At 66.2% G+C, this 19,751-nt stretch carries 21 protein-coding genes and 1 riboswitch; of the genes, 15 read left to right on the forward strand and 6 right to left on the reverse strand.

Annotated features, from left to right (window positions below; all coding sequences use genetic code 11):
• Positions 1-24: 24 nt before the first annotated feature.
• Entirely contained in the window at positions 25-1,518 is a 1,494-nt protein-coding gene (locus tag DNK34_RS21990) for an acetyl-CoA hydrolase/transferase family protein (protein ID WP_131177343.1), read from the reverse strand.
• A gap of 243 nt (positions 1,519-1,761) precedes the next feature.
• Between DNK34_RS21990 and DNK34_RS21995 the strand changes: the two genes are divergently transcribed.
• Positions 1,762-2,658, forward strand: a complete 897-nt coding sequence (locus tag DNK34_RS21995; protein WP_131177344.1) for a peptidoglycan DD-metalloendopeptidase family protein — start codon at positions 1,762-1,764, stop codon at positions 2,656-2,658.
• Between the two features lie 62 nt (positions 2,659-2,720).
• Here DNK34_RS21995 and DNK34_RS22000 read toward each other — a convergent pair whose 3' ends face one another.
• Entirely contained in the window at positions 2,721-3,464 is a 744-nt protein-coding gene (locus DNK34_RS22000) for an endonuclease/exonuclease/phosphatase family protein (protein WP_131177345.1), read from the reverse strand.
• 440 nt (positions 3,465-3,904) lie between these two features.
• Positions 3,905-4,009, forward strand: a riboswitch (guanidine-I (ykkC/yxkD leader).
• Positions 4,010-4,054: 45 nt separating this feature from the next.
• Between DNK34_RS22000 and DNK34_RS22005 the strand changes: the two genes are divergently transcribed.
• The 10 genes from DNK34_RS22005 (at position 4,055) to DNK34_RS22050 (ending at position 11,963) form a co-directional block, all read left to right on the forward strand.
• Complete coding sequence (locus DNK34_RS22005) at positions 4,055-5,059, forward strand: ABC transporter substrate-binding protein (RefSeq protein ID WP_131177346.1); 1,005 nt, start codon at positions 4,055-4,057, stop codon at positions 5,057-5,059.
• 73 nt (positions 5,060-5,132) lie between these two features.
• Positions 5,133-6,158, forward strand: a complete 1,026-nt coding sequence (locus DNK34_RS22010; protein ID WP_131177347.1) for a fatty acid desaturase family protein — start codon at positions 5,133-5,135, stop codon at positions 6,156-6,158.
• A 2-nt stretch (positions 6,159-6,160) separates the two neighbouring features.
• Entirely contained in the window at positions 6,161-6,454 is a 294-nt protein-coding gene (locus DNK34_RS22015) for an SDR family NAD(P)-dependent oxidoreductase (RefSeq protein ID WP_131177348.1), read from the forward strand.
• Positions 6,451-7,203 (forward strand): SDR family NAD(P)-dependent oxidoreductase, encoded by a 753-nt coding sequence (locus DNK34_RS22020; protein ID WP_131177349.1) that lies wholly within the window; start codon positions 6,451-6,453, stop codon positions 7,201-7,203. The genes DNK34_RS22015 and DNK34_RS22020 overlap by 4 nt, the downstream gene beginning before the upstream one ends.
• 1 nt (position 7,204) lies before the next feature.
• Positions 7,205-8,089: a DMT family transporter gene (locus DNK34_RS22025; RefSeq protein ID WP_131177350.1), complete on the forward strand. Its 885-nt coding sequence runs from the start codon at positions 7,205-7,207 to the stop codon at positions 8,087-8,089.
• Entirely contained in the window at positions 8,086-8,850 is a 765-nt protein-coding gene (locus DNK34_RS22030; RefSeq protein WP_131177351.1) for a creatininase, read from the forward strand. Before DNK34_RS22025 ends, DNK34_RS22030 begins: the two co-directional genes overlap by 4 nt.
• Positions 8,847-9,524 carry a cysteine hydrolase family protein gene (locus tag DNK34_RS22035; RefSeq protein WP_242675130.1) on the forward strand — a complete coding sequence of 226 codons (678 nt, stop codon included), beginning with the start codon at positions 8,847-8,849 and terminating at the stop codon, positions 9,522-9,524. The genes DNK34_RS22030 and DNK34_RS22035 overlap by 4 nt, the downstream gene beginning before the upstream one ends.
• A complete protein-coding gene (locus DNK34_RS22040) occupies positions 9,521-10,279 on the forward strand; it encodes a hypothetical protein (protein WP_131177352.1) in 759 nt (252 codons plus the stop codon). The genes DNK34_RS22035 and DNK34_RS22040 overlap by 4 nt, the downstream gene beginning before the upstream one ends.
• Positions 10,276-11,115 carry an ABC transporter permease gene (locus DNK34_RS22045; RefSeq protein WP_131177353.1) on the forward strand — a complete coding sequence of 280 codons (840 nt, stop codon included), beginning with the start codon at positions 10,276-10,278 and terminating at the stop codon, positions 11,113-11,115. The genes DNK34_RS22040 and DNK34_RS22045 overlap by 4 nt, the downstream gene beginning before the upstream one ends.
• A gap of 5 nt (positions 11,116-11,120) precedes the next feature.
• Positions 11,121-11,963 (forward strand): ABC transporter ATP-binding protein, encoded by an 843-nt coding sequence (locus DNK34_RS22050; RefSeq protein ID WP_131177354.1) that lies wholly within the window; start codon positions 11,121-11,123, stop codon positions 11,961-11,963.
• A gap of 369 nt (positions 11,964-12,332) precedes the next feature.
• Here the strand turns inward: DNK34_RS22050 and DNK34_RS22055 are convergent, their stop codons facing one another.
• Positions 12,333-13,079, reverse strand: a complete 747-nt coding sequence (locus DNK34_RS22055) for an NRDE family protein (RefSeq protein ID WP_131177355.1) — start codon at positions 13,077-13,079, stop codon at positions 12,333-12,335.
• The gene (locus DNK34_RS22060; protein WP_131177356.1) at positions 13,070-13,465 is read right to left on the reverse strand and encodes a hypothetical protein; all 396 of its coding nucleotides are present in this window, start codon (positions 13,463-13,465) and stop codon (positions 13,070-13,072) included. Before DNK34_RS22060 ends, DNK34_RS22055 begins: the two co-directional genes overlap by 10 nt.
• A 286-nt stretch (positions 13,466-13,751) precedes the next feature.
• Here DNK34_RS22060 and DNK34_RS22065 point away from each other — a divergent pair, with 286 nt between their 5' ends.
• Genes DNK34_RS22065 through DNK34_RS22075 form a run of 3 tightly spaced genes read left to right on the forward strand, consistent with a single transcriptional unit; the run spans position 13,752 to position 16,135 of the window.
• The gene (locus tag DNK34_RS22065) at positions 13,752-14,534 is read left to right on the forward strand and encodes a sulfite exporter TauE/SafE family protein (protein ID WP_131177357.1); all 783 of its coding nucleotides are present in this window, start codon (positions 13,752-13,754) and stop codon (positions 14,532-14,534) included.
• Positions 14,535-14,543: 9 nt separating this feature from the next.
• A complete protein-coding gene (gene lgt / locus DNK34_RS22070) occupies positions 14,544-15,344 on the forward strand; it encodes a prolipoprotein diacylglyceryl transferase (protein WP_131177358.1) in 801 nt (266 codons plus the stop codon).
• The gene (locus DNK34_RS22075; protein WP_131177359.1) at positions 15,341-16,135 is read left to right on the forward strand and encodes a thymidylate synthase; all 795 of its coding nucleotides are present in this window, start codon (positions 15,341-15,343) and stop codon (positions 16,133-16,135) included. The genes lgt and DNK34_RS22075 overlap by 4 nt, the downstream gene beginning before the upstream one ends.
• A 189-nt stretch (positions 16,136-16,324) precedes the next feature.
• On the opposite strand, the gene DNK34_RS22080 is transcribed toward DNK34_RS22075, so the two are convergent.
• A complete protein-coding gene (locus DNK34_RS22080; RefSeq protein WP_131177360.1) occupies positions 16,325-17,458 on the reverse strand; it encodes a Fic family protein in 1,134 nt (377 codons plus the stop codon).
• A gap of 167 nt (positions 17,459-17,625) precedes the next feature.
• The gene (locus tag DNK34_RS22085) at positions 17,626-18,543 is read right to left on the reverse strand and encodes a LysR family transcriptional regulator (RefSeq protein ID WP_131177361.1); all 918 of its coding nucleotides are present in this window, start codon (positions 18,541-18,543) and stop codon (positions 17,626-17,628) included.
• An 88-nt stretch (positions 18,544-18,631) separates the two neighbouring features.
• Between DNK34_RS22085 and DNK34_RS22090 the strand changes: the two genes are divergently transcribed.
• Complete coding sequence (locus DNK34_RS22090; RefSeq protein WP_131177362.1) at positions 18,632-19,513, forward strand: DMT family transporter; 882 nt, start codon at positions 18,632-18,634, stop codon at positions 19,511-19,513.
• Positions 19,514-19,751 lie beyond the last annotated feature (238 nt).

Raw genomic sequence — 19,751 nt, forward strand, 5'->3', positions numbered from 1 at the left:
GCCTCCAGCCTCCAGCCTCCAGCCTCAGCTGGCGATCATGCGCCCGGTTTCTTCCAGATTGATATGCCATTCCATGGCTTCGCGCAGGATGTGCGGTGTGTGCCCGCCGCGGGCGCAGGCGCGTTCGAAGTAGTCGTTCAGCGCGGCCCGGAAATCCGGGTGCACGCAGTTGTCGATGATCGCCCGGGCGCGTTCGCGTGGCGCCAGGCCGCGCAGGTCGGCGAGGCCCTGTTCGGTGACCAGGATGTCGACGTCGTGCTCGGTGTGGTCGACGTGGCTGACCATCGGCACCACGCTGGAAATCGCGCCGCTCTTGGCGATGGACTTGGTGACGAAGATCGCCAGGTGGGCGTTGCGGGCGAAATCGCCCGAGCCGCCGATGCCGTTCATCATCCGGGTGCCGCCGACGTGGGTCGAGTTGACGTTGCCGTACAGGTCGAACTCCAGTGCCGTGTTGATGCCGATGATGCCCAGGCGGCGCACCACTTCCGGGTGGTTGGAGATTTCCTGCGGGCGCAGCACCAGCCTGCTCTTGTACTTCTCCAGGTTGCCGAACACGTCGGCATTGCGCCGCGCCGACAGGGTGATCGAGCTGCCCGAGGCGAAGCTCAGCTTGCCGGCGTCGAACAGATCGAAGGTCGAGTCCTGCAGCACTTCGGAATACATGGTCAGGCCTTCGAACGGCGACTCGATCAGGCCGCACATCACCGCGTTGGCGATGCTGCCGATGCCGGCCTGCAGCGGGCCGAGGTTGTTGCCCATGCGTCCGGCGGCGACCTCGCCCTTGAAGAAGTCGATCAGGTGATCGGCGATGGCCTGGGTCTCACTATCCGCCGGCAGCACCGTGGACGGCGAGTCCGGCTGGTTGCTGATGACGATGGCGACGATCTTCTCCGGCGGGATCGGGATCGCCGTGCCGCCGATACGGTCGTCGACCCGGGTCAGCGGAATCGGCGTGCGGGTCGGCCGGTAGGTCGGAATGTAGATGTCGTGCAGGCCTTCGAGGTCGGGGTTGTGCGCCAGGTTGATCTCGACGATCACCCGTTTGGCGAAGATCGCGAAGCTGGCCGAGTTGCCCACCGAGGTAGTCGGCACGATGTGCCCCTGCTCGGTGATGGCCACCGCCTCGATCACGGCGATGTCCGGCAGCCTGAGCTGGTGGTTGCGCAGTTGCTCGACGGTCTCCGACAGGTGCTGGTCGATGAACATCACCGTGCCGTCGTTGATCGCCTTGCGCAGGGTGCTGTCGACCTGGAACGGCATGCGCCGGGCCAGCACGCCGGCCTCGGTGAGCTGCTTGTCGAGGTCGTTGCCCAGGCTGGCGCCGGTCATCAGGCTGATCTTCAGCGGCCGCTGGCGGGCGCGCTCGGCCAGGGCCTGGGGTACGGCCTTGGCTTCCCCGGCGCGGGTGAAGCCGCTCATGCCGACGGTCATGCCGTCTTCGATCAGGGCGGCGGCATCGGCCGCCGTCATTACCTTGTCCAGCAACGCAGGCAGGCGCACGCGATCACGGTACATGCAAAACCTCGGAAAACAGGCGGGTATAAGGGGGCGGCAGTCTAGTCCCTGGCAGCGCTTCTGCCCCTAGGACTTAGGTCGAATGGAAGGCTTTGGCATGGCGCTCTTGTGCCGACTGCAGCGCAATGGCGGCGGATCTTGTGCCGGTTGTCGCAAAGCGTCAAGGATGCAGTCGCCCGGCGTTCGGGACGCTGCTAGTCTTGGCTCGCCAATTACTTAATAAATCAATGTATCCGGGTCGTTATGCTAGGGCGCATCGCATTGCTCATGGGGCTGCTCGCGCTCGCCTGTCAGGCGAGCGCGCTGACCATCTACAAGTACACCGACGCCAATGGCGTGGTCACCTATAGCGACCAGGCCGCGCCCGGCGCCAAGGTGTTCACCTTCAGTGATCGCATGGTCGAGCGCCTGGACAACCAGGTGAAGCTGGAAACGCGCAAGCACGCGGCCGGGGAAACCCTGCTGGTGCGCAACGACCTGTACGCGCCCGTGCAGGTCGAGCTGAAGCTGGAGCAGGTCGACAATGCCACGGGCGCGCCCGCGCAGCCGATCAACTGGATCCTGCCGCCACGCAGCCAGATCCGCCTGGCCACGCTGGCGCCACGGGACCCGGCCAGGCCGCTGCGCTACACGCCGAAACTGCGCTACGCCCTGGGCGATCCGCGCTTGCTGCCGACCCAGAAACAGTACCCGCTGCCCTGGCAGGGCGGGCCGTTCCGCCTGACCCAGGGGGCCAACGGGCAGTACAGCCATTTCACGCCCAAGGGCCGCTACGCCATGGACATCGCCATGCCCGAGGGCACGCCGATCGTCGCCGCGCGCGCCGGCGTGGTGGTGAAGACCGAGAATGCCCAGAGCGGACGCGGCAACAACCCGTCCGGCAACTTCGTGCGTATCCTGCATGACGACGGCACCATGGGTGTCTACCTGCACCTGATGCAAGGCTCGGTGAATGTGCGCGAGGGGCAGCGTGTGAGCGCCGGCATGCCGATTGCCCGCTCGGGCAATACCGGCAACAGCACCGGCCCGCACCTGCATTTCGTGGTGCAGCGCAATGTCGGCCTGGCCCTGGAGTCGATTCCCTTCGAGTTCAGCCAGCCGGTGGACAGCCTGCCCAACTTCGCCGTGGGTGGCGATTGAGGCACTCGGCAACCCAAGCCGTTTTCAAGTGCCCTATGGATAGGTGCCGGTACCACGGCGCATCAGGCTTTGCTCAAGCGGCAACTGAGAGCGCAATGGTCGGAGACGCCAGTACTCAGGCGGGCGTTTTCCAGCCGGTAGCCCGGCGTGTGGAACAGCCCGTCGACCATGAACGGAATGTCTCCGGCGCGGTGCAGTGAGCCGTCGATGCTGCTGGTGTAGTGCGCCGGTATGCCATCGATGAAGTGCGCGGTGAGCAGGTCGAAGGTGGCGCGGCCGCGCGGGGCGTTGAAGTCGCCTGCCAGCAGCAGGCCGCCAGCCTGCTGCGCTTGTGTCTGGGCCAGACGGATCAGCTTGCCGGCGCTCTCCCGCTGGTACGCCGTGGAGGTGCCGAGCGGGGTCACGTTGAGATGGGTGGTGGCGATGCGCAAGCCCCGGACGGTGGCGGTCAGCATGACTTCGGCAATGCTCAGCGGGTCGGCAGTGCGCTGGCCTTGCGTGCTGAAGAAGGTTATTTCGCGAATGCTTTGCGCACTGCCCGAGTAATACTCGGCGACCACGTCCGTCAACGCTTCTGCGTGGGCGATCATGCCGATGCCGACCACATCTGAAGGGCCTTCACCCGGATAGCGCACCATTGGCGCGAAGGACATGCGGCCGCCCATCAGGGCTTCGAAGAATGGAATGTCGCGCTCGCAGAGCTCCTGCAGGCAGAGCAGGTCCGGGCGTTCATGACTCACGAAGGCCTCGACTCGCGGCAGGTGTCTGGAGCGTTCGATATTGATGGAGGCGATGTTGAGCGACATGGAATCAGTAGGCGATTACGGCATGGAAGGCCGCGTGGAGAACGGATGGGCGCTTCGCGAGCGATGAGACCCTAGGGACCGAAGTATACAGAAGGCCTGCGTCCTTGACTTCGAGTTCAGCCAACCGCTGGACAGCCTGCCCAACTTCGCCATGGGTGGTGACTGAGGCGTCCGGCGCGCGTATGGCGCCAACTGCACCTAAAGCAAGCGGTGCGCCTTGCGCTGGTGCAGGGGGCCGCTGGCTGGTGGCGTCCATGGTTTGCTCGCCGGGCTCGCCGCCGGAAGCCAAGGCGCTGTATCAAAAGACTTTTTCCAGGCTCCCATGAGCCGGCTGCGCGGGCTGGCACCGGACTTGCTATGACCCATGCAGACGGGATGAGTCAGCGCGTCGGTCCAGCCGGTACGCAAGCGCTCATGACGCATGGCACAGTGGAGTTTCAGCAGAGGCGAACTAGGGTTCCGATCGACCGCGAGGTTGGTGCTGGTCCGAGAGTTTTCCGGCCCTAGGGAGCAGGGCTACACGGCGGGATAAAAGCCCGGGAGGACGTGATGTCATCCCGTGCCGATATCCAACGTGTAGGAGCTTTGCCATGACCCCGCTGTCCCTGCGTTCGCTGCACAAGACCCTGCTTTGCGCCAGCCTGGCCACCGTCTTCGGTGTGCTGCCCTTCACCGCCCATGCCCTGGAAAAACTCAAGATCGGCACCGTCGTCTGGGCCGGTTACGGGCCGTTCTACGTCGCCGACGCGCTGGATCTGTACAAGGCCCACGACCTCCAGGTCGAACTGCAGTTCTTCAATGACCCGGCGCTGATTCCCTCGGCCATGCTCGGCAGCGCCCTCGACGGCGGCATGCTCACCTACGACCAGGTGGTCGGCGGTGTGGCCAAGGGCCTGAAGCACAAGGTGGTGATGCCCATCGACTTCTCCAATGGCGGCGATGCCATCGTCGCGGACAAGTCGATCACCTCGGTCGCCGACTTCAAGGGTCGCAAGGTGGGTTTCAACCCGCTGTCGCCGTCCGATTTCCTGCTGGCCTACGCGCTCAAGGTCAACGGCCTGACGGACAAGGACATCAGCCCGATCAACATGACGCCCGAAGGCATCCCGGGGGCCATGGCGTCCGGCAGCCTGCCGGTGGGGGTGACCTACGAACCCAACGTGTCGCAGATTCTCGGCATGCCCGGCGACAAGTTCCATGTGGTGTATTCGTCCAAGGATGCGCCCGGCCTGATCACCGACGTGCTGGTGTTCGACGAGCAGGTGATTGCCAGGAAACCCGCCGCGATCAAGGCCATGATGCAGGGTTACCTCGATGGCCTGGCCTATATGCAGAGCCACCCCGACGAAGCGGCGGCGATCATCGGCAAGGTGCTCGGCGTCAGCGCCGAGGAAGCCAAGGAGCAGATGAGCGGCGTGTACAACATCCCGCTGGCGGAGATGGGCAACAACTTCGTCCAGTCCGAGCAGACCAGTTCGTTCTTCGGCAGTGGCGCGGTGATCGCCACGCTGCTCAAGGACAACGGCCAGATCCCGGCCATTCCCGATTTCGCCACGACCTTCGACGCGCAGTTCGTCGAGGCGCTGGCGCAGTAGGGCGCCACGTCCGAACGCTGGGTGAGCGACGCGCCACCCAGCCAACGCGCCATCCTCCTGTTCGGAGAGAACCATGTCTACTCAGCTCTACCGTTATGCCGACGGTCGTGTCGCCAACAGCCTGGCCATTGCCTACGCACTCGGTGGCTATGCCGCCGGCGTGGCCCTGCTGCTCGCGGACAGCTGGCTGGCCAACGCCGCCGGCACGCTGCTGCTGGGCCACGCGATGATCGTCGCCGCCTACCTGATCCACGAATTCGCCCACGGCACCATCTTCGCCAAACCCAGGCACAACGACTGGGCCGGCGAGGTCGCCAGCTGGATCTGCGGCAGTTGCTACGCCGGCTTCCAGGACCTGCGGCGCAAGCACATGCGCCACCACGTCGACCGCGCCGACGTGCTCACCTTCGACACCAAGGTGTTCCTCAACCGGCACTGCCCGGGCTGGGTACGCAAAGGGGTGCTGGCCGCCGAATGGGCCTACGTGCCGGCGGTGGAGCTGATCATGCACGGGTACGTGATCGTCCTGCCGTTCATCACCGACAACCCCAAGCACCGCGCCAACCGCCGCAGGGTGGCGCTGACCCTGCTGCTGCGTCTGGCGCTGTTCGGCCTGCTGGCGGCCGTCTCGGTGAAGGCGGCGATCCTCTATTTCGTGGCCTGGTCGCTCATGCTCACCGTGCTGCGCTTCACCGATGCCTACCAGCACACCTACGACGCCTTCGCGGTGCTCGAGGACAACGGCGCGATCCCCGGGGACAAGCTCCGCGACCGTGCCTACGAGCAGATGAACACCTACAGCAACGTGGTCTCCGTGCGTTGGCCGGTGCTCGACCTGCTGCTGCTCAACTTCGCCTACCACAACGCCCACCACGCGAAGCCGGTGGCGCCCTGGTATCGCCTGCGCAAGCTGCATCGCGAACTGTATGGCGACGACTATGGCCAGGTGCTGCCGATGCGCCTGCTGCTGAAAAGCTTCCACCAGCACCGCCTGCGCCGGGTCATCGACGACGACTACGGCCAGGTTCGCAGCACCGGCACGCAGCGCGCCGACGGCTTCTACGGCGCGGTTGGCGTGTCCTTCCTGACGGCGGTGTGACGATGATCGACTATCGCGGCAAACAGGTCCTGATTAGCGGCGCGGGAAGCGGCATCGGTCGGGGCCTGGCGCGCGCCTTCGCCGAGCAGGGCGCGACCCTGGAACTGCTCGACCGTGATGCCGAAGCACTGGCCCGCGTGGCCGACGAACTGGCGCAGATCCTCGCCGCCCAGGCGGTGCCGGAACTGCTCACGCCAGCCGATCTGGCCGGCACCTTCCTGTTTCTCGGCAGCAGCCTGGCCGCGCCGGTTACCGGCCAGGCGCTGTCGGTCAGTCATGGCGAGGTGATGCATTGAACGCGCCTCTGGCAGGACAGACCGCGCTGGTGACGGGCGCCACCCAGGGCATCGGCCGGGCCATCGCCGTGGCGCTGGCGCAGGCCGGTGCCCGGGTCTGGGTCAACCACCTCGATCGGCAACCGGCGGCCGATGCCCTGCTGGCGGAGATCGCCGCCAGCGGCGGTGAGGCCCGCGCGGTACAGGCCGACGTGGCCGATGCGGCACAGGTCGCGGCGATGTTCGCGCATATTCTGCAGGCGGGTGACCTGGATATTCTGGTCAACAACGCCGGGGTCATTCTGGAGAAACCCTTCGTCGACACGGACGAGGCGGACTGGGCCCATGTGCTTGGCGTCGACCTGCACGGCGTGTACCGCTGCTGCCGCCATGCCCTGCGCCATATGCAGGTCCGCCAGTGCGGCTGCATCGTCAACATCGCCTCCGAACTCGGTCACCTGGGCCGCGCCGATTACGCCGCCTACTGCACGGCCAAGGCCGGGGTGATCGGCCTGACCAAGTCCCTGGCCCGCGAATTCGCGCCCCATATCCGCATCAACGGGGTGGCGCCGGGCCCGGTGGATACACCGATGGTGTCGGCCGAGCACATGAGCGCGGACATGATCGCCAGGGAAAGCGACATTCCGGCCGGCCGCCTTGGCCGCCCGGAAGAGATCGCCGCCGCGGTGCTGTTCCTGGTGTCGCCGGGGGCCAGCTTCTTCCACGGGCAGATGCTCGGCGCCAATGGCGGTGCCTGGATGGGAGGTTGACATGGCCTGGCTGAAGCCGGAGGTCGTCCTGCTGCTCGGCGCCAGTTTCTGGGGCCTGGGCTGGCTGCCGTTGCAGCACCTGGCGGGGCAGGGGCTGGCCGGCATGCCGGTGGTGCTCTACACCTACGCTCTGTTGTGCCTGCTGGCGCTGCCGATCCTGGCCGCGCAGCAGCGCGCCTGGTGGCCGCAACGACGTGCCCTGGCGATGATCTGCCTGGGCGGCGGCTGGGCCACCGCCGGCCTGGTCGGCGCCCTCTCCGAGGGCGATGTGATCCGCGCCATGCTGCTGTTCTACCTGGCGCCGGTGTGGGGGCTGCTCGGCGCCTGGCTGCTGCTCGGCGAACGGCTCGACGTCATGCGCGTCGTCGCCCTGCTGCTGGCCATGGCCGGCATCGCCCTGACCCTGGGGCTCAGCGCCGAGACCTTCCGCCCGCTCGCCGGCAGCGACTGGCTGGCGCTGTCCGCCGGCCTGGCGTTTGCCTGCAACAACCTGGCGACCCGCGCCGCCGACCGGGTGCCGCTGGCCAGCAAGGCGGTGGCGGCCTTCGTCGGCGCCGCCCTGCTCGGTGGGCTGTTCTGCCTGCAGCAGAACGTCACGCTGCCGCCGGTCAGCCCCGGCCTGTGGCTGCAGGTCGGCCTGTTCGGTTTGTTCTGGCTGGTCGCCATGAGCGCCGCGCAGTACGGCTTCAGCCATGTCGAGGCGAGCCGCGCGGCGGTGCTGGTGGTGATCGAACTGGTGGTGGCGGTGCTCACCGCCGCCTGGTTCGGCGAGCGCGAACTGGGCTTGCGCGAATGGTGTGGCGGCACGCTGGTGCTGGCCGCCGCGCTGCTCGCCGAGCGCCCATCGCGCGCTTCTTCCACGCATTTACGTGAGGTCAAACCATGAGCATACGCATGGACCAACTCAGCTGGGTCGAGTACGAGCGCCGGGTGCGCGAGGAGTCGCCCGTGGTGTTCCTGCCCTGTGGCGCGACCGAGCAGCACGGCCCGCACCTGCCGCTGGGCACCGATGCGCTGCTGGCCAGCGCGCTGTGCGAGGAGGTCGCCGCGCAGGTCGGCGGCCTGGTCGCCCCGGCCTTGTCCTACGGCTACAAATCGCAGCCCAAGTGCGGCGGCGGCAACCATTTCTGTGGCACCACCAGCCTCGACGGGCAGACCCTGATCGCCCTGGTGCGCGATGCCGTGCGCGAGTTCGCCCGGCACGGCGTGACGCGCCTGGTGCTGGTCGACGGCCACTACGAGAACCAGTGGTTCGTCACCGAAGGCATCGAGCTGGCCATGCGCGACCTGGGGCCGGCGACCCGGCTCGAGGTGATGCGCCTGGAGCACTGGGATTTCTGCACCGAGCAGACCCTGGCCGAGGTATTTCCCGATGGCTTCCCCGGCTTCGCCCTGGAGCATGCCGCGCTGATCGAAACCTCGCTGATGCTGCATTACCTGCCGCACCTGGTGCGCCTCGAGCTGATTCCCGACGACGCGCCGGCCGACTTCCCGCCCTACGACATGTACCCGAGCCGCACCGCGTGGGTGCCGCCGTCCGGCGTGCTGTCCTCGGCCAGGGGCTCGACGGCGCAGAAGGGCGCGCGCATGGCCCGCGATATCGGCCAGGGCATCGCCGCCGCCGTGCGCAAGGAGTTCGGCTTGTGAGCGGGGCGCCGAGCGCCGCACCTACGGCCGCACTAGCCGCCGCCGCTGCGCACGCACTGATCATCATCGATATGCAGCGCGACTTCTGCTCGCCGGGCGGCTATGCCGCTCGGGCCGGTCTGGATATCGAACGGTTGCGTGCGCCGATCCCGGCCATCCGCCGCCTGCTGGACGCGGCCCGCGCCCGTGGCCTGCTGGTGCTGCACACCCGCGAAGGGCATCGCCCGGATCTTTCCGACCTGGCCGAGCCCAAGCGCCTGCGCGCCGCGCGTTCCGGCGCGCCCATCGGTCAGCCCGGGCCGCTGGGCAGGCTGCTGGTGCGTGGCGAATACGGCCACGACCTGATCGACGAGCTGCAACCGCTGGCCGCCGAACCGGTGATCGACAAGCCCGGTTACAGCGCCTTCGCCAGCACCGACCTGGATCTGGTGCTGCGCAATCGCGGCATCCGCGAGCTGATCATCTGCGGCGTGACCACCGAGGTCTGCGTGTCCTCGACCTTGCGCAGCGCGGTGGATCGCGGCTACGCCTGCACCCTGGTCGGCGATGCCTGTGGTTCGGCGTACCCGCAGCTGCACGCAGCGGCGCTGGCCATGGTCGAGGTCGAAGGTGGCCTGTTCGGCCGGGTGCTGGACAGCCACACACTGCTCGCCGAATGGGAGGGGCAACGATGAAGCGGGTACCCGATAGTTACCTCGGCGTGTGGCAGCGCACCCTGCTGACCACCAGCGATGGCCTGCGCGACACCAGCACCCGGGTCTACTGGTTGCAGACCGGACGGCTGTTCGCCGACCTGCGCGTGCCGCAGCCATTGCCGAACGGTGCCGTCGAGCGGGCGCAGCAGGCCGGGTTTGCCGGCGTCACCACCGTCGATGGCGATATCTGCCAGTGGCACCGCGCCATTGACTTCCAGCCGCCGAATGGCCGGGAGGATATCGGACGCATGCGCTTCGAACGGCCCGACCGCTTGCTCGAGGACGGCCTCGACGGCAGCTACCACGAAGTCTGGGAGCGCCTGCCCGCGTCCATCGGCCGCAACTGGGGCACCTGGCTGGTGGCGGACGATGGCCGCCAGGGTTGCCTGCTGCTGGCTGGCGACTGTTTCCTGTTCGCCGCCGGCCGGGCGCAAGCGCCGCCGACCGCCGGGTCGCTGGCCGAGCTGCTGGCCGTGGCCGCGCAGCCGCAGGCCCTGCTCGATTTCGAGCTGTCCTTCGGCCGCCATGGGGGCGGCGCACAGCCCTGGCGCATCGAGCTGTCGACCCTGCCCACGCGCGGCGGCCAGGCGCTGCTGCCGGCGACCCTCGAGCCTGATTCGCCCGCCGATCTGCTGCGGCCCGCCGTGCTGGCCGGCCTGGGCGCGCAACCGCCCGTGGGCGGCTGGCAGCCGTGCAGCGAACCCGTTTTCCCCCGCGCAGGAGCCCGCTCATGACCGTCCATCAATCCCTGCCCACCGCCGGCGAGGCCGCGACGGCACCGGCCCGGCCGCGCTGGTGGGTGATTCGCGGCGAGTTGCCGCGCGCCGCCATATGGGGCCTGGCTGTCGCCGGGCTGAGCCTGCCGCTGCTGCTGTGGTGGGTGTGCACGGCGCTGGGCCTGACCAATCCGCTGTTCATGCCCGGTCCCGAGGCCGTGCTGGCGCGGGTCGGGCGCTGGTGGAGCGAGGAAGGCCTGCTCGCCGATATCGGCATCAGCGTGTGGCGGGTGATGGGCGGCTTCGGCGCCTCGGCGCTGCTGGCCCTGCCGCTGGGCCTGTACATCGGCACCTATCGTCCGGTACAGGCCTTTCTCGAACCGCTGACCGATTTCATCCGCTACATGCCCGCGGTGGCGTTCATTCCGCTGATCATGCTCTGGGTGGGTATCGACGAAGGTTCGAAGATCCTCATCATCTTCATCGGCACCTTCTTCCAGATGGTGCTGATGGTGGCCGAGGACGTGCGCCGCGTGCCCATGGCGCAGATCGAGGCGGCACAGACCATGGGCGCCTCGCGCAGCGAGATCGTCAAGCTGGTGATCCTGCCGTCGTCGCGCCCGGCGCTGCTCGACACCCTGCGCATCACCTGTGGCTGGGCCTGGACCTACCTGGTGGTGGCCGAACTGGTGGCGGCCAATTCCGGCCTCGGCTACGCCATCCTCAAGGCGCAGCGCTACATGCACACCGACAAGATTTTCGCCGGCATTCTGCTGATCGGCATCATCGGCCTGCTCACCGACCAGGCGTTCCGCTGGCTCGGCCGCGCGGCCTTCCCCTGGCTGAAGAGGTAAGCGCCATGAGCGACAGCAAGATCCGCATTCGTCACGTGGGCAAGGTGTTCAAGAGCCGCGAGCGTCAGGTCCAGGCGCTGCAGGACGTCAACCTGGACATCCGCGCCAACGAGTTCATCACCTTCGTCGGCGCCTCCGGCTGCGGCAAGTCGACCCTGCTGCGCAGCGTCGGCGGCCTGGAGCGGCACAGCGTCGGCGAGATCCTGGTCGATGGCCGGGCGGTCGACGGCCCCGGCATCGACCGCGCCATGGTCTTCCAGCACTACAGCCTGTACCCCTGGCTGAAGGTGATGGACAACATCAAGTTCTGCCGCCAGCTCAAGGTGGTGTCCGACACCGTGCGCGGCGACGCCGATGTGGAAGTGGCCAGCGGCCGGGCCGATGCGCTGCTCAGCCTGATGGGCCTGTCGGCCTTCGCCGCGGCCTACCCCAACCAGCTCTCCGGCGGCATGCAGCAGCGCGTGGCGATCGCCCGCGCGCTGATGCCCAAGCCACAGATCCTGCTGATGGACGAACCTTTCGGCGCGCTGGATGCGCAGACCCGCGAAGTCATGCACGACCTGATCCGCCATGTGCACCGCCTGGAGAAAAGCACCATCCTGTTCGTCACCCACGATGTCGAGGAGGCGATCTACCTCGGCGGCCGGGTGGTGCTGATGGCCCCGCGTCCCGGGCGTATCGACAGCATCTACGAGGTGCCGTTGCCCGCCGAGCGCAACCAGGACATGAAACTGTCCACGGAATTCCTCGCCCTCAAGCGCGAGATCCTGGCCCGCATTCGCGAGACCTCGGGGATGAGCACCGACCTGGAACTGCTGGCGCAACTGACCCGCATCGTGCCGGCCTGAATGGCTAGCGGCCAGGGCGCATGGCTGTTTGCAGGCGAAAGAAGCCATAAGCTGCAAGCTTCAAGCGACAAGTTAAAAGCGCGTAGGGTGGATGACGCTCTTTTCATCCACCATTGCGATGGTAGAGCGGTGGACGGATGAAGCGTCGTCCACCCTACGAACTAGCGGCCAGGGCGCATGGCTGTTTGCAGGCGTAAGCAGCCGTAGGATGGGTGAAACCCATCAATCGCCGATGGGTTGCACCCATCCTACGAGCTGGAAAGCTGGACGAAAGAGCCTATGCGGTTTGCTTGTCGTTCAGCCTCCAGCCTCTAGCGCTCTTATCGGCCGTCCGCTTCCGCCTTTGAACAGCGCATCCGCGACTGGCCGCTAGCCTTCGAACCTCGTTTCGCCCAAGGGCACGCCATCGACGCCAAAGCGGCGCTCGCGGAGGCGCCGTGAGCCATCCGCATGGAGCTGCACGAGGGTGCTGGCCCGCGTGCCGTAGTTCGGGCTGGCGATGAATACGCTGGACAGCAGGCGTTCGGTGGCCAGGCCGACGCCGGTGTCCGGCAGCGCGTGGTCTTCGGGTTTTTCGCGATCGCCCAGCAGGGCGAACAGGCGTTCCTCGTCGGCCCCGTCCAGCGCCTGGGCGAGCGCCGCCTTGGCACGTTGCAGCTTCGGCCAGGGCGTGTCCAGGTCGGCGTTGGAGACGCCATGGATGCCGGCGGGCAGGGCGCGGGCCTGGCCATTGTGGGAGTTGAAGTGCCAGAGCTGCTGACGATCGCCGACCAGCAGGTTGAAGCCGCTGTAGTCGTCGGCTTCGGCGCGCAGGCCGTTCAGGAAGCGCTCGGGCGACTGGTCGTCACGCAGAAAGCGCAGCGGCAGCTCGCCCCGCGAACGCGAACCCTGGACGGCGCCCGGGTCGCGGATATTGGTCAGGGCGGCGAAGCGCCCGCCGGGGCTGCTGCCCAGCCAGGTGCCGCCGGCCTGCAGGTCGCGGCCGGCGACCAGCCCGGGGCTATCGGCCCACTCGCCAAGGCCGGCGCTGGGGCGAGCGTAGAACTCGTCGCGGTTGGCCACGACCAGCAGCGGCAGGGCATGGCCCGGGCGCCAGGCGAGCACGATCAGGCACATGGCCGCGCCAGTCTGGCGCGCACACCGGCGGCGTCCAGCGTCTCGCCGACATGCACCACGACCTTGCGCGCACCGTTAGCCCTGCCCAGCTCGACCAGCATCCGCTCCTCGACCATGGACAGACCGCCTTCCAGCCGCTCCAGGGGGTGCATCAGCATACGTGGCGGCAGGCTCAGGCGCAGGAAGCGCCTGGGCAGCAGCGCCTGCATCAGGCGTTTGATCAGGTGTTCGGCGAGTGGGTAGTCGGCAACCAGCAGGCGCACGTTGCTGAATGGCGGGTCGGCGTGCAGTTCCTGTTCACGGCCGCTTTCCAGATGGGTCATGTGCAGGTGGTTACAGGCGATACGCAGATAAAGGGTGTTGAACACAGCGCGTTTCTCGTCCATGGAAAGTGCCACTGTACGCAAAGCGATCGAGGGCATCCATCCAGAGCAACCGCGCTATGGCGTCATCGTGTGAAAGACACTCGATGAAAAGCGCTGGAGGCTGGAGGGCTGAACGAGAAACCTCTGTTTTCCTGCGTGCTCGGGCTGCTTTTCGCTAAGCCTTCAGCCTTCCAGCGCTGTTTTCGGCTCTTCGAGCGCGTAGCGCGATTGTCCTGGGCATCCATCAGCAAAACTAGAGGCAGAAGGCGGCTTCCGTTACCATGCCGCATCGTTTCCCGGGAACATCATGGTCTTCTTAATCTATATCCTGCTGGGCGCCGCTGCGGGCCTGCTGGCCGGTCTGTTCGGTGTCGGTGGCGGCATGATCATCGTGCCGGTGCTGGTCTTCAGCTTTACCGCCCAGGGCTTCGACAGCGCGGTGCTGACCCATATGGCGGTGGGCACCTCCCTGGCCACGATCCTGTTCACCTCGATCAACGCCGTGCGTGAGCACCATCGGCGCGGCGCGGTGCGCTGGGGCCTGTTCGTCTGGCTGACCCTCGGTATCGTGCTCGGCTCCGCCCTGGGCGCGCTGACGGCCGAGTCGATCGACGGCCAGCTGCTACAGAAGATCATCGGCGTGTTCGCCTTGTGCGTGGCCCTGCAGTTGGGCCTGGATCTCAAACCCAGGGCCGTCCGCGACGTGCCCGGCAGGCCGGCATTGAGTGTGGCGGGCGTGGTGATCGGCTGGGCGTCGGCGATCATCGGTATCGGCGGCGGTTCGCTGACCGTGCCCTTCCTGACCTGGCGCGGCGTATCGGTACAGCAGGCCGTGGCCACCTCGTCGGCCTGCGGCTGGCCCATCGCCGCGGCCGGTGCCCTGAGCTACCTGTGGCTGGGCTGGGGCGGGGAGCGTCTGCCCGAGTGGAGCCTGGGTTATGTTTACCTGCCCGCGTTGCTGGGCATCGCGCTGACCAGCGTATTTTTCGCGCGTACCGGCGCTCGTTTGGCGCACCGTCTTTCGCCGCGACTGCTCAAGCGCCTGTTCGCACTGTTGCTGGTCGCCGTCGGCCTGCATTTTCTGCTGTGAGGAATCCTGATGCTGCCTTACCCGAACATTGATCCGGTCGCCCTCGACCTGGGTTTCCTGCAGATCCACTGGTATGGCCTGATGTACCTGGTCGGTATCGGCGGCGCCTGGTTCCTCGCTTCGCGCCGGCTGCACGCCTTCGATCCCACCTGGAGCAAGGAGAAACTCTCCGACCTGGTGTTCTGGGTGGCCATGGGGGTGATCGTCGGCGGCCGCCTGGGTTACGTGCTGTTCTACGACCTGCCGGCCTACATCGCCAACCCGCTGCTGATTCTCGAGGTGTGGAAGGGCGGCATGTCGTTCCACGGCGGTCTGATCGGGGTGATGCTGGCCACCTGGTGGTTCGCCAGGCGCAACGGCAAGAGCTTCTTCGAACTGATGGACTTCATCGCGCCGCTGGTGCCCATCGGCCTGGGGGCGGGCCGGATCGGCAACTTCATCAACGCCGAACTGTGGGGCAAGGTCACCGACGTGCCCTGGGCCATGGTCTTCCCCACCGGCGGGCCGGAGCCGCGCCACCCCTCGCAGCTGTACCAGTTCGCCCTGGAAGGGGTGGCGCTGTTCGCCATCCTCTGGTTCTACTCGCGCAAACCGCGGCCGACCATGGCGGTCTCGGGCCTGTTCGCGGTGTGCTACGGCATCTTCCGGTTCATCGTCGAGTTCGTCCGCGTGCCCGATGCCCAGCTCGGCTACCTGGCCTGGGGCTGGCTGACCATGGGCCAGGTGCTCTGCGTACCGATGATCCTCGCCGGCCTGGGCCTGATCGCCTATGCCTACAAACGCCAGGCCGCCCAGGGAGTCGCGCCATGAAACAGTACCTCGACCTGATGCGCCAGGTGCGCGAGAACGGCACCTTCAAGCGCGACCGCACCGGCACCGGGACCTACAGCCTGTTCGCCCACCAGATGCGTTTCGACCTGGCCGACGGCTTTCCCCTGGTGACCACCAAGAAGTGTCACCTCAAGTCGATCATTCACGAGCTGCTGTGGTTCCTCCAGGGCGATACCAACATCCAGTACCTGAAGGACAACGGCGTGCGCATCTGGGACGAGTGGGCCGACGAGAACGGCGACCTCGGCCCGGTCTATGGCTACCAGTGGCGCAACTGGCCGGCGCCGAACGGCGAGTCGGTCGACCAGATCAGCAAGCTGATCGAGATGATCAGGAACAACCCGGACTCGCGCCGGCTGATGGTGTCCGCCTGGAACCCCGCCCTGGTCGACCAGATGGCCCTGCCGCCCTGCCACGCGCTGTTCCAGTTCTACGTCGCCGACGGCAAGCTCAGCTGCCAGCTGTACCAGCGCTCGGCGGACATCTTCCTCGGCGTGCCCTTCAATATCGCCAGCTACGCCCTGCTGACCCTGATGGTGGCCCAGGTGTGCGGCCTGCAACCGGGCGAGTTCATCTGGACCGGCGGCGACTGCCACCTGTACGCCAACCACCTGGAACAGGCCGACCTGCAACTGAGCCGCGAACCGCTGCCGCTGCCGACCATGAAGCTCAACCCCGAGGTCAAGGATCTGTTCGCCTTCCGTTTCGAGGATTTCGAGCTGGTCGGCTACCAAGCGCACCCGCATATCAAGGCGCCGGTGGCGGTGTGAGGGGCGTTATGCGGGCGCTGCCGTGGCCATCTTCAGTGGCCTGTCCGGTGAGTTGCTTCGACCAACGTGGTGTTTTCTGTTTCTGACTCTGGCTGGATTACGGGTCAGGTTTACATAGCGAATTCCATATGTAAATTTATCGCCTATTTACTTACATAAGGATTTTCCTGTGTAAGAGCAGATGGGTTTTTATTTCATAAACAGGTCGAAATAACGCTTGAACAGATACAGGCGATTACGGCCATAGCCTGTGGTTTCCACCAGTACCTCCATCTGTTCCATGTGTTTGATCAGAGTATTGGCGCTCTGATGGGTAACTCCGAGGTACTCGGCGGCTTCGTTCACGCTGAGCATTGGTCGTTGGTAGAGGTACAGCAGCAACTTCTTGGCATTCTCCGCACGGCCACCCAGTGCGAGGATCTGGTGCTCGACCTCCTGGCGCAGGGCCATGATCGCCATGAAGGTCTCTTTACTGCTGGTGGCTGTCTCGACCACGGCGGTAAGGAAGAAGCGTAGCCAGTGCAGCAGGTCGTTGGAGCTGCGTACCACGGTCAGGGCATCGTAATAGGCGCCACGATTGCGCTCGAAGAAATCCGACAGGTACAACGCCGGCTTGTGTAACAGCCCTTTATCCACCAGGTACAGCGTGATCAGCAGGCGGCCGATCCGGCCGTTGCCGTCGAGAAACGGGTGGATGGTCTCGAACTGGTAGTGGCTCAGGGCAATGCGGATCAGGTCGGGCACCAGTACCTGTTCGTTGTGCCAGAACTTCTCCAGGTCGCCCATCAGTTCCGGCACTTCATCAGGATGCGGCGGTACGAACACCGCATTGTTCAGGTTGCTGCCGCCGATCCAGTTCTGCGAGGTGCGAAATTCCCCTGGCATCTTGTAATCGCCGCGCACGCCTTGCATCAGTACCCCATGGGTCTGCTTGAGTAGACGGATGGACAGCGGCAAGTGCTTGAGATCTTCGACGGCGGTATTGATCGCCTGGATATAGTTCTGCACCTCCTGCCAGTCGTCGCGCTTCTCCGGCGCTACCTGCTCCCTGCGCATGATGGCTTCATCCATCTGCGTCTGAGTGCCCTCGATGCGGCTGGAGGTATTGGCTTCCTTGGCGATATGCATACGGATGAACAGATCCACGTCCGGAACCATCAGCGACAGCGCGTTGAGCTCTGCCAGCGCGCGCGAGGCACGTTCCAGTAACGTATTGAGCCGTGGGTCGAGCCACTGCCACTCGCCATTGATTGGCGTCGGTGAAAAGCTCTTGTACTGGTATTGCTGCAACCAGCGGCCTGAGGTGAATTGTTCGACTTGCATCAGGCGAGTTCCTTGCCCTTGCGGTGCACGGGTAGTGAGGTTGAAGTGGCTGTCGTCCAGGCGACGGAGCATCCTTTCGATCGCCGCAGCATTGTTCGATTCCAGGGTTGTACGCGACGCATATCTCGCGTGCAACCGGTTGCGGCCCTTGGTCGTCACGCCAGGTATCAGGCGCTTTTGCCCAGCCCATCGGCCAGATGATCGATCAGCACCCGCAGCTTCGGCGGCAGGTGCCGGGTCGGGCGGTAGAGAACCCAGGCGGTGCCCTGGTAGGAGCCGGTGTAGCGCCACTGCGGCAGCACCTGCAGCAGCTCGCCGTTGGCCAGCGCGGCGGCGGCGGTGAAGTGGGGCAGGCAGGCGATGCCCAAGTGATCCAGCGCGCCGCCAAGGCGTACTTCGCTGTGGTTGCTGGCGAAGCGTCCGTTCACCGTCACCACGCACTGCTCGCGGCCGTTGCTGAAGTGCCAGCGCTTGTCGTCGGGCGTTTCGTCGAGGTACAGGCAGGCATGGCGCACCAGTTCCTGCGGGTGTTGCGGTGTGCCATGGCGCTGCAGGTAGGCGGGGCTGGCGCACAGCAGTTGCTGCACATGGCACAGGGGCCGACCGGCCAGCGCCGGCGGCGGCTGGTCGGTGATGCACACCAGCAGGTCGAACTGCTCGGCGATCAGATCCGGACTGCGATCGCTGAGGTTGAGGCTGACGTCCACTTCCGGGTGGCGCCTGAGGAAATCGCCGATCAGCGGCGCGACCAGAAAGCGGCCGAAGGCCTTGGGCACGCTCAGGCGCACCCGCCCGCGCGGGTGGCTCATCAGCCGCTCGCCCACGTCCAGCGCCGCCTGCGCTGCGCCGAGCATCTCCCGGCAGCGCTCGAAGACCTCGGCGCCGGCTTCGCTCAGCCGCAGGCGGCGGGTGGTGCGTTCCAGCAGGCGCAGGCCGAGGGCCTGTTCCAGGTGGGCGATCTGCCGGCTCACCGCCGAGGCGGTACTGCCCTGCTGGCGCGCGGCGGCGGAGAAACTGCCGGCCTCGACCACGCGCACGAAGGCGGCCATGTAGGGCAGCAGATGGCTGGCGATATTTGTGCTCATGGCGAACAAGTCTTGTGTTTGATGGCGGGATTATCATTATTCAGGACTCAATCGACAATGGCACCTCCGACTTTCGCCTGGAGCCGCCATGACCAGCCTGATCCGCCGATCCCCCTCACGCCTGTTGCAGGTCAGCGACGTGTTGCTGCTGCTGGTCGCCCTGGTGTGGGGCACCAGCTATGGCGTGGCCAAGCAGGCGCTGGCCTTCTACCCGGTGCTGGGCTTTCTCGCCGTGCGCTTCGGCCTGACCTTTCTCATCCTGCTGCCACAGTTGCGTGGCGAGGGGCGCAAGGCCTGGGCGCCGGGTGTACCGCTGGGCGGAGTGATGCTGGCGATCTTCCTCTGCGAGACCTATGGGGTGCTGCACACCACGGCGAGTAACGCGGCCTTTCTGATCAGCCTGTGCGTGGTGCTCACGCCGTTCGTCGAATGGCGGCTGCTCGGGCAGAAGCCGGACGCGCGGCTGCTGCCCGCCGTGGGCCTGTCATTGCTCGGTACCTGGCTGCTCAGTGGCGGTATCGAGCTGCAGCTCAACCTGGGCGATGGCCTGATGTTGCTGGCCGCGCTGCTGCGCGCCCTGCTGGTGTGCCTGACCGGGCGCCTGACCGCCCATACCCAGGTGCCGGCCCTGGCCCTGACCGCGGTACAGACCGGGGTGATCGGCTGCGGCTGCCTGCTGCTGGGGGTATCGACCTTGCCTGGCGGCCTGCCCGCACTGCCCAGGGAGCCGGCGTTCTGGGTCGGCACCTTGTACTTGGTGCTGTTCGCCACCCTGTTCGCCTTCTTCGTGCAGAACTACGCACTGCGCCGCAGCAGCCCGACGCGGGTATCGCTGCTGATGGGCAGCGAGCCGCTGTTCGGGGCGCTGTTCGCCGTGCTCTGGCTGAGTGAGCGACTGACCGTGCAAGCCTGGGTCGGCGGTTTGCTGATCGTGGCGGCGACGCTCTGGACGAGCCTGCTCAGACGCTAGCTGGCGCAGATCTTGTGGTGGAAGGATAAAGCGTCTTCCACCCTACGGATGCCACGAGGTAGCTGCTGTAGCCTGGGTTAGCCGAAGGCGTAACCCGGGACTGCGGATTCGAGGATCGTGTCCCTGGAAATGGTGTAACTGAACCAACCGAAGGCGCCCTACGGGCGAGAGAGGTGGGTCATCGTGGTTCTTGGCTAACGTTGAGTTTGCGAAGACCTAACGAGCACCAGGGAAACCA

The sequence above is a fragment of the Phytopseudomonas dryadis genome (assembly GCF_004327355.1).
Lineage (GTDB): Bacteria > Pseudomonadota > Gammaproteobacteria > Pseudomonadales > Pseudomonadaceae > Aquipseudomonas > Aquipseudomonas dryadis.

Coding starts and splice junctions, on each gene's coding strand:
- DNK34_RS21990 (WP_131177343.1), bottom strand. CDS start 1,518: ATGTACCGTGATCGCGTGCGCCTGCCTGCGTTGCTGGACAAGGTAATG.
- DNK34_RS21995 (WP_131177344.1), top strand. CDS start 1,762: ATGCTAGGGCGCATCGCATTGCTCATGGGGCTGCTCGCGCTCGCCTGT.
- DNK34_RS22000 (WP_131177345.1), bottom strand. CDS start 3,464: ATGTCGCTCAACATCGCCTCCATCAATATCGAACGCTCCAGACACCTG.
- DNK34_RS22005 (WP_131177346.1), top strand. CDS start 4,055: ATGACCCCGCTGTCCCTGCGTTCGCTGCACAAGACCCTGCTTTGCGCC.
- DNK34_RS22010 (WP_131177347.1), top strand. CDS start 5,133: ATGTCTACTCAGCTCTACCGTTATGCCGACGGTCGTGTCGCCAACAGC.
- DNK34_RS22015 (WP_131177348.1), top strand. CDS start 6,161: ATGATCGACTATCGCGGCAAACAGGTCCTGATTAGCGGCGCGGGAAGC.
- DNK34_RS22025 (WP_131177350.1), top strand. CDS start 7,205: ATGGCCTGGCTGAAGCCGGAGGTCGTCCTGCTGCTCGGCGCCAGTTTC.
- DNK34_RS22030 (WP_131177351.1), top strand. CDS start 8,086: ATGAGCATACGCATGGACCAACTCAGCTGGGTCGAGTACGAGCGCCGG.
- DNK34_RS22040 (WP_131177352.1), top strand. CDS start 9,521: ATGAAGCGGGTACCCGATAGTTACCTCGGCGTGTGGCAGCGCACCCTG.
- DNK34_RS22045 (WP_131177353.1), top strand. CDS start 10,276: ATGACCGTCCATCAATCCCTGCCCACCGCCGGCGAGGCCGCGACGGCA.
- DNK34_RS22050 (WP_131177354.1), top strand. CDS start 11,121: ATGAGCGACAGCAAGATCCGCATTCGTCACGTGGGCAAGGTGTTCAAG.
- DNK34_RS22055 (WP_131177355.1), bottom strand. CDS start 13,079: ATGTGCCTGATCGTGCTCGCCTGGCGCCCGGGCCATGCCCTGCCGCTG.
- DNK34_RS22060 (WP_131177356.1), bottom strand. CDS start 13,465: ATGGACGAGAAACGCGCTGTGTTCAACACCCTTTATCTGCGTATCGCC.
- DNK34_RS22065 (WP_131177357.1), top strand. CDS start 13,752: ATGGTCTTCTTAATCTATATCCTGCTGGGCGCCGCTGCGGGCCTGCTG.
- lgt (WP_131177358.1), top strand. CDS start 14,544: ATGCTGCCTTACCCGAACATTGATCCGGTCGCCCTCGACCTGGGTTTC.
- DNK34_RS22075 (WP_131177359.1), top strand. CDS start 15,341: ATGAAACAGTACCTCGACCTGATGCGCCAGGTGCGCGAGAACGGCACC.
- DNK34_RS22080 (WP_131177360.1), bottom strand. CDS start 17,458: ATGCAAGTCGAACAATTCACCTCAGGCCGCTGGTTGCAGCAATACCAG.
- DNK34_RS22085 (WP_131177361.1), bottom strand. CDS start 18,543: ATGAGCACAAATATCGCCAGCCATCTGCTGCCCTACATGGCCGCCTTC.
- DNK34_RS22090 (WP_131177362.1), top strand. CDS start 18,632: ATGACCAGCCTGATCCGCCGATCCCCCTCACGCCTGTTGCAGGTCAGC.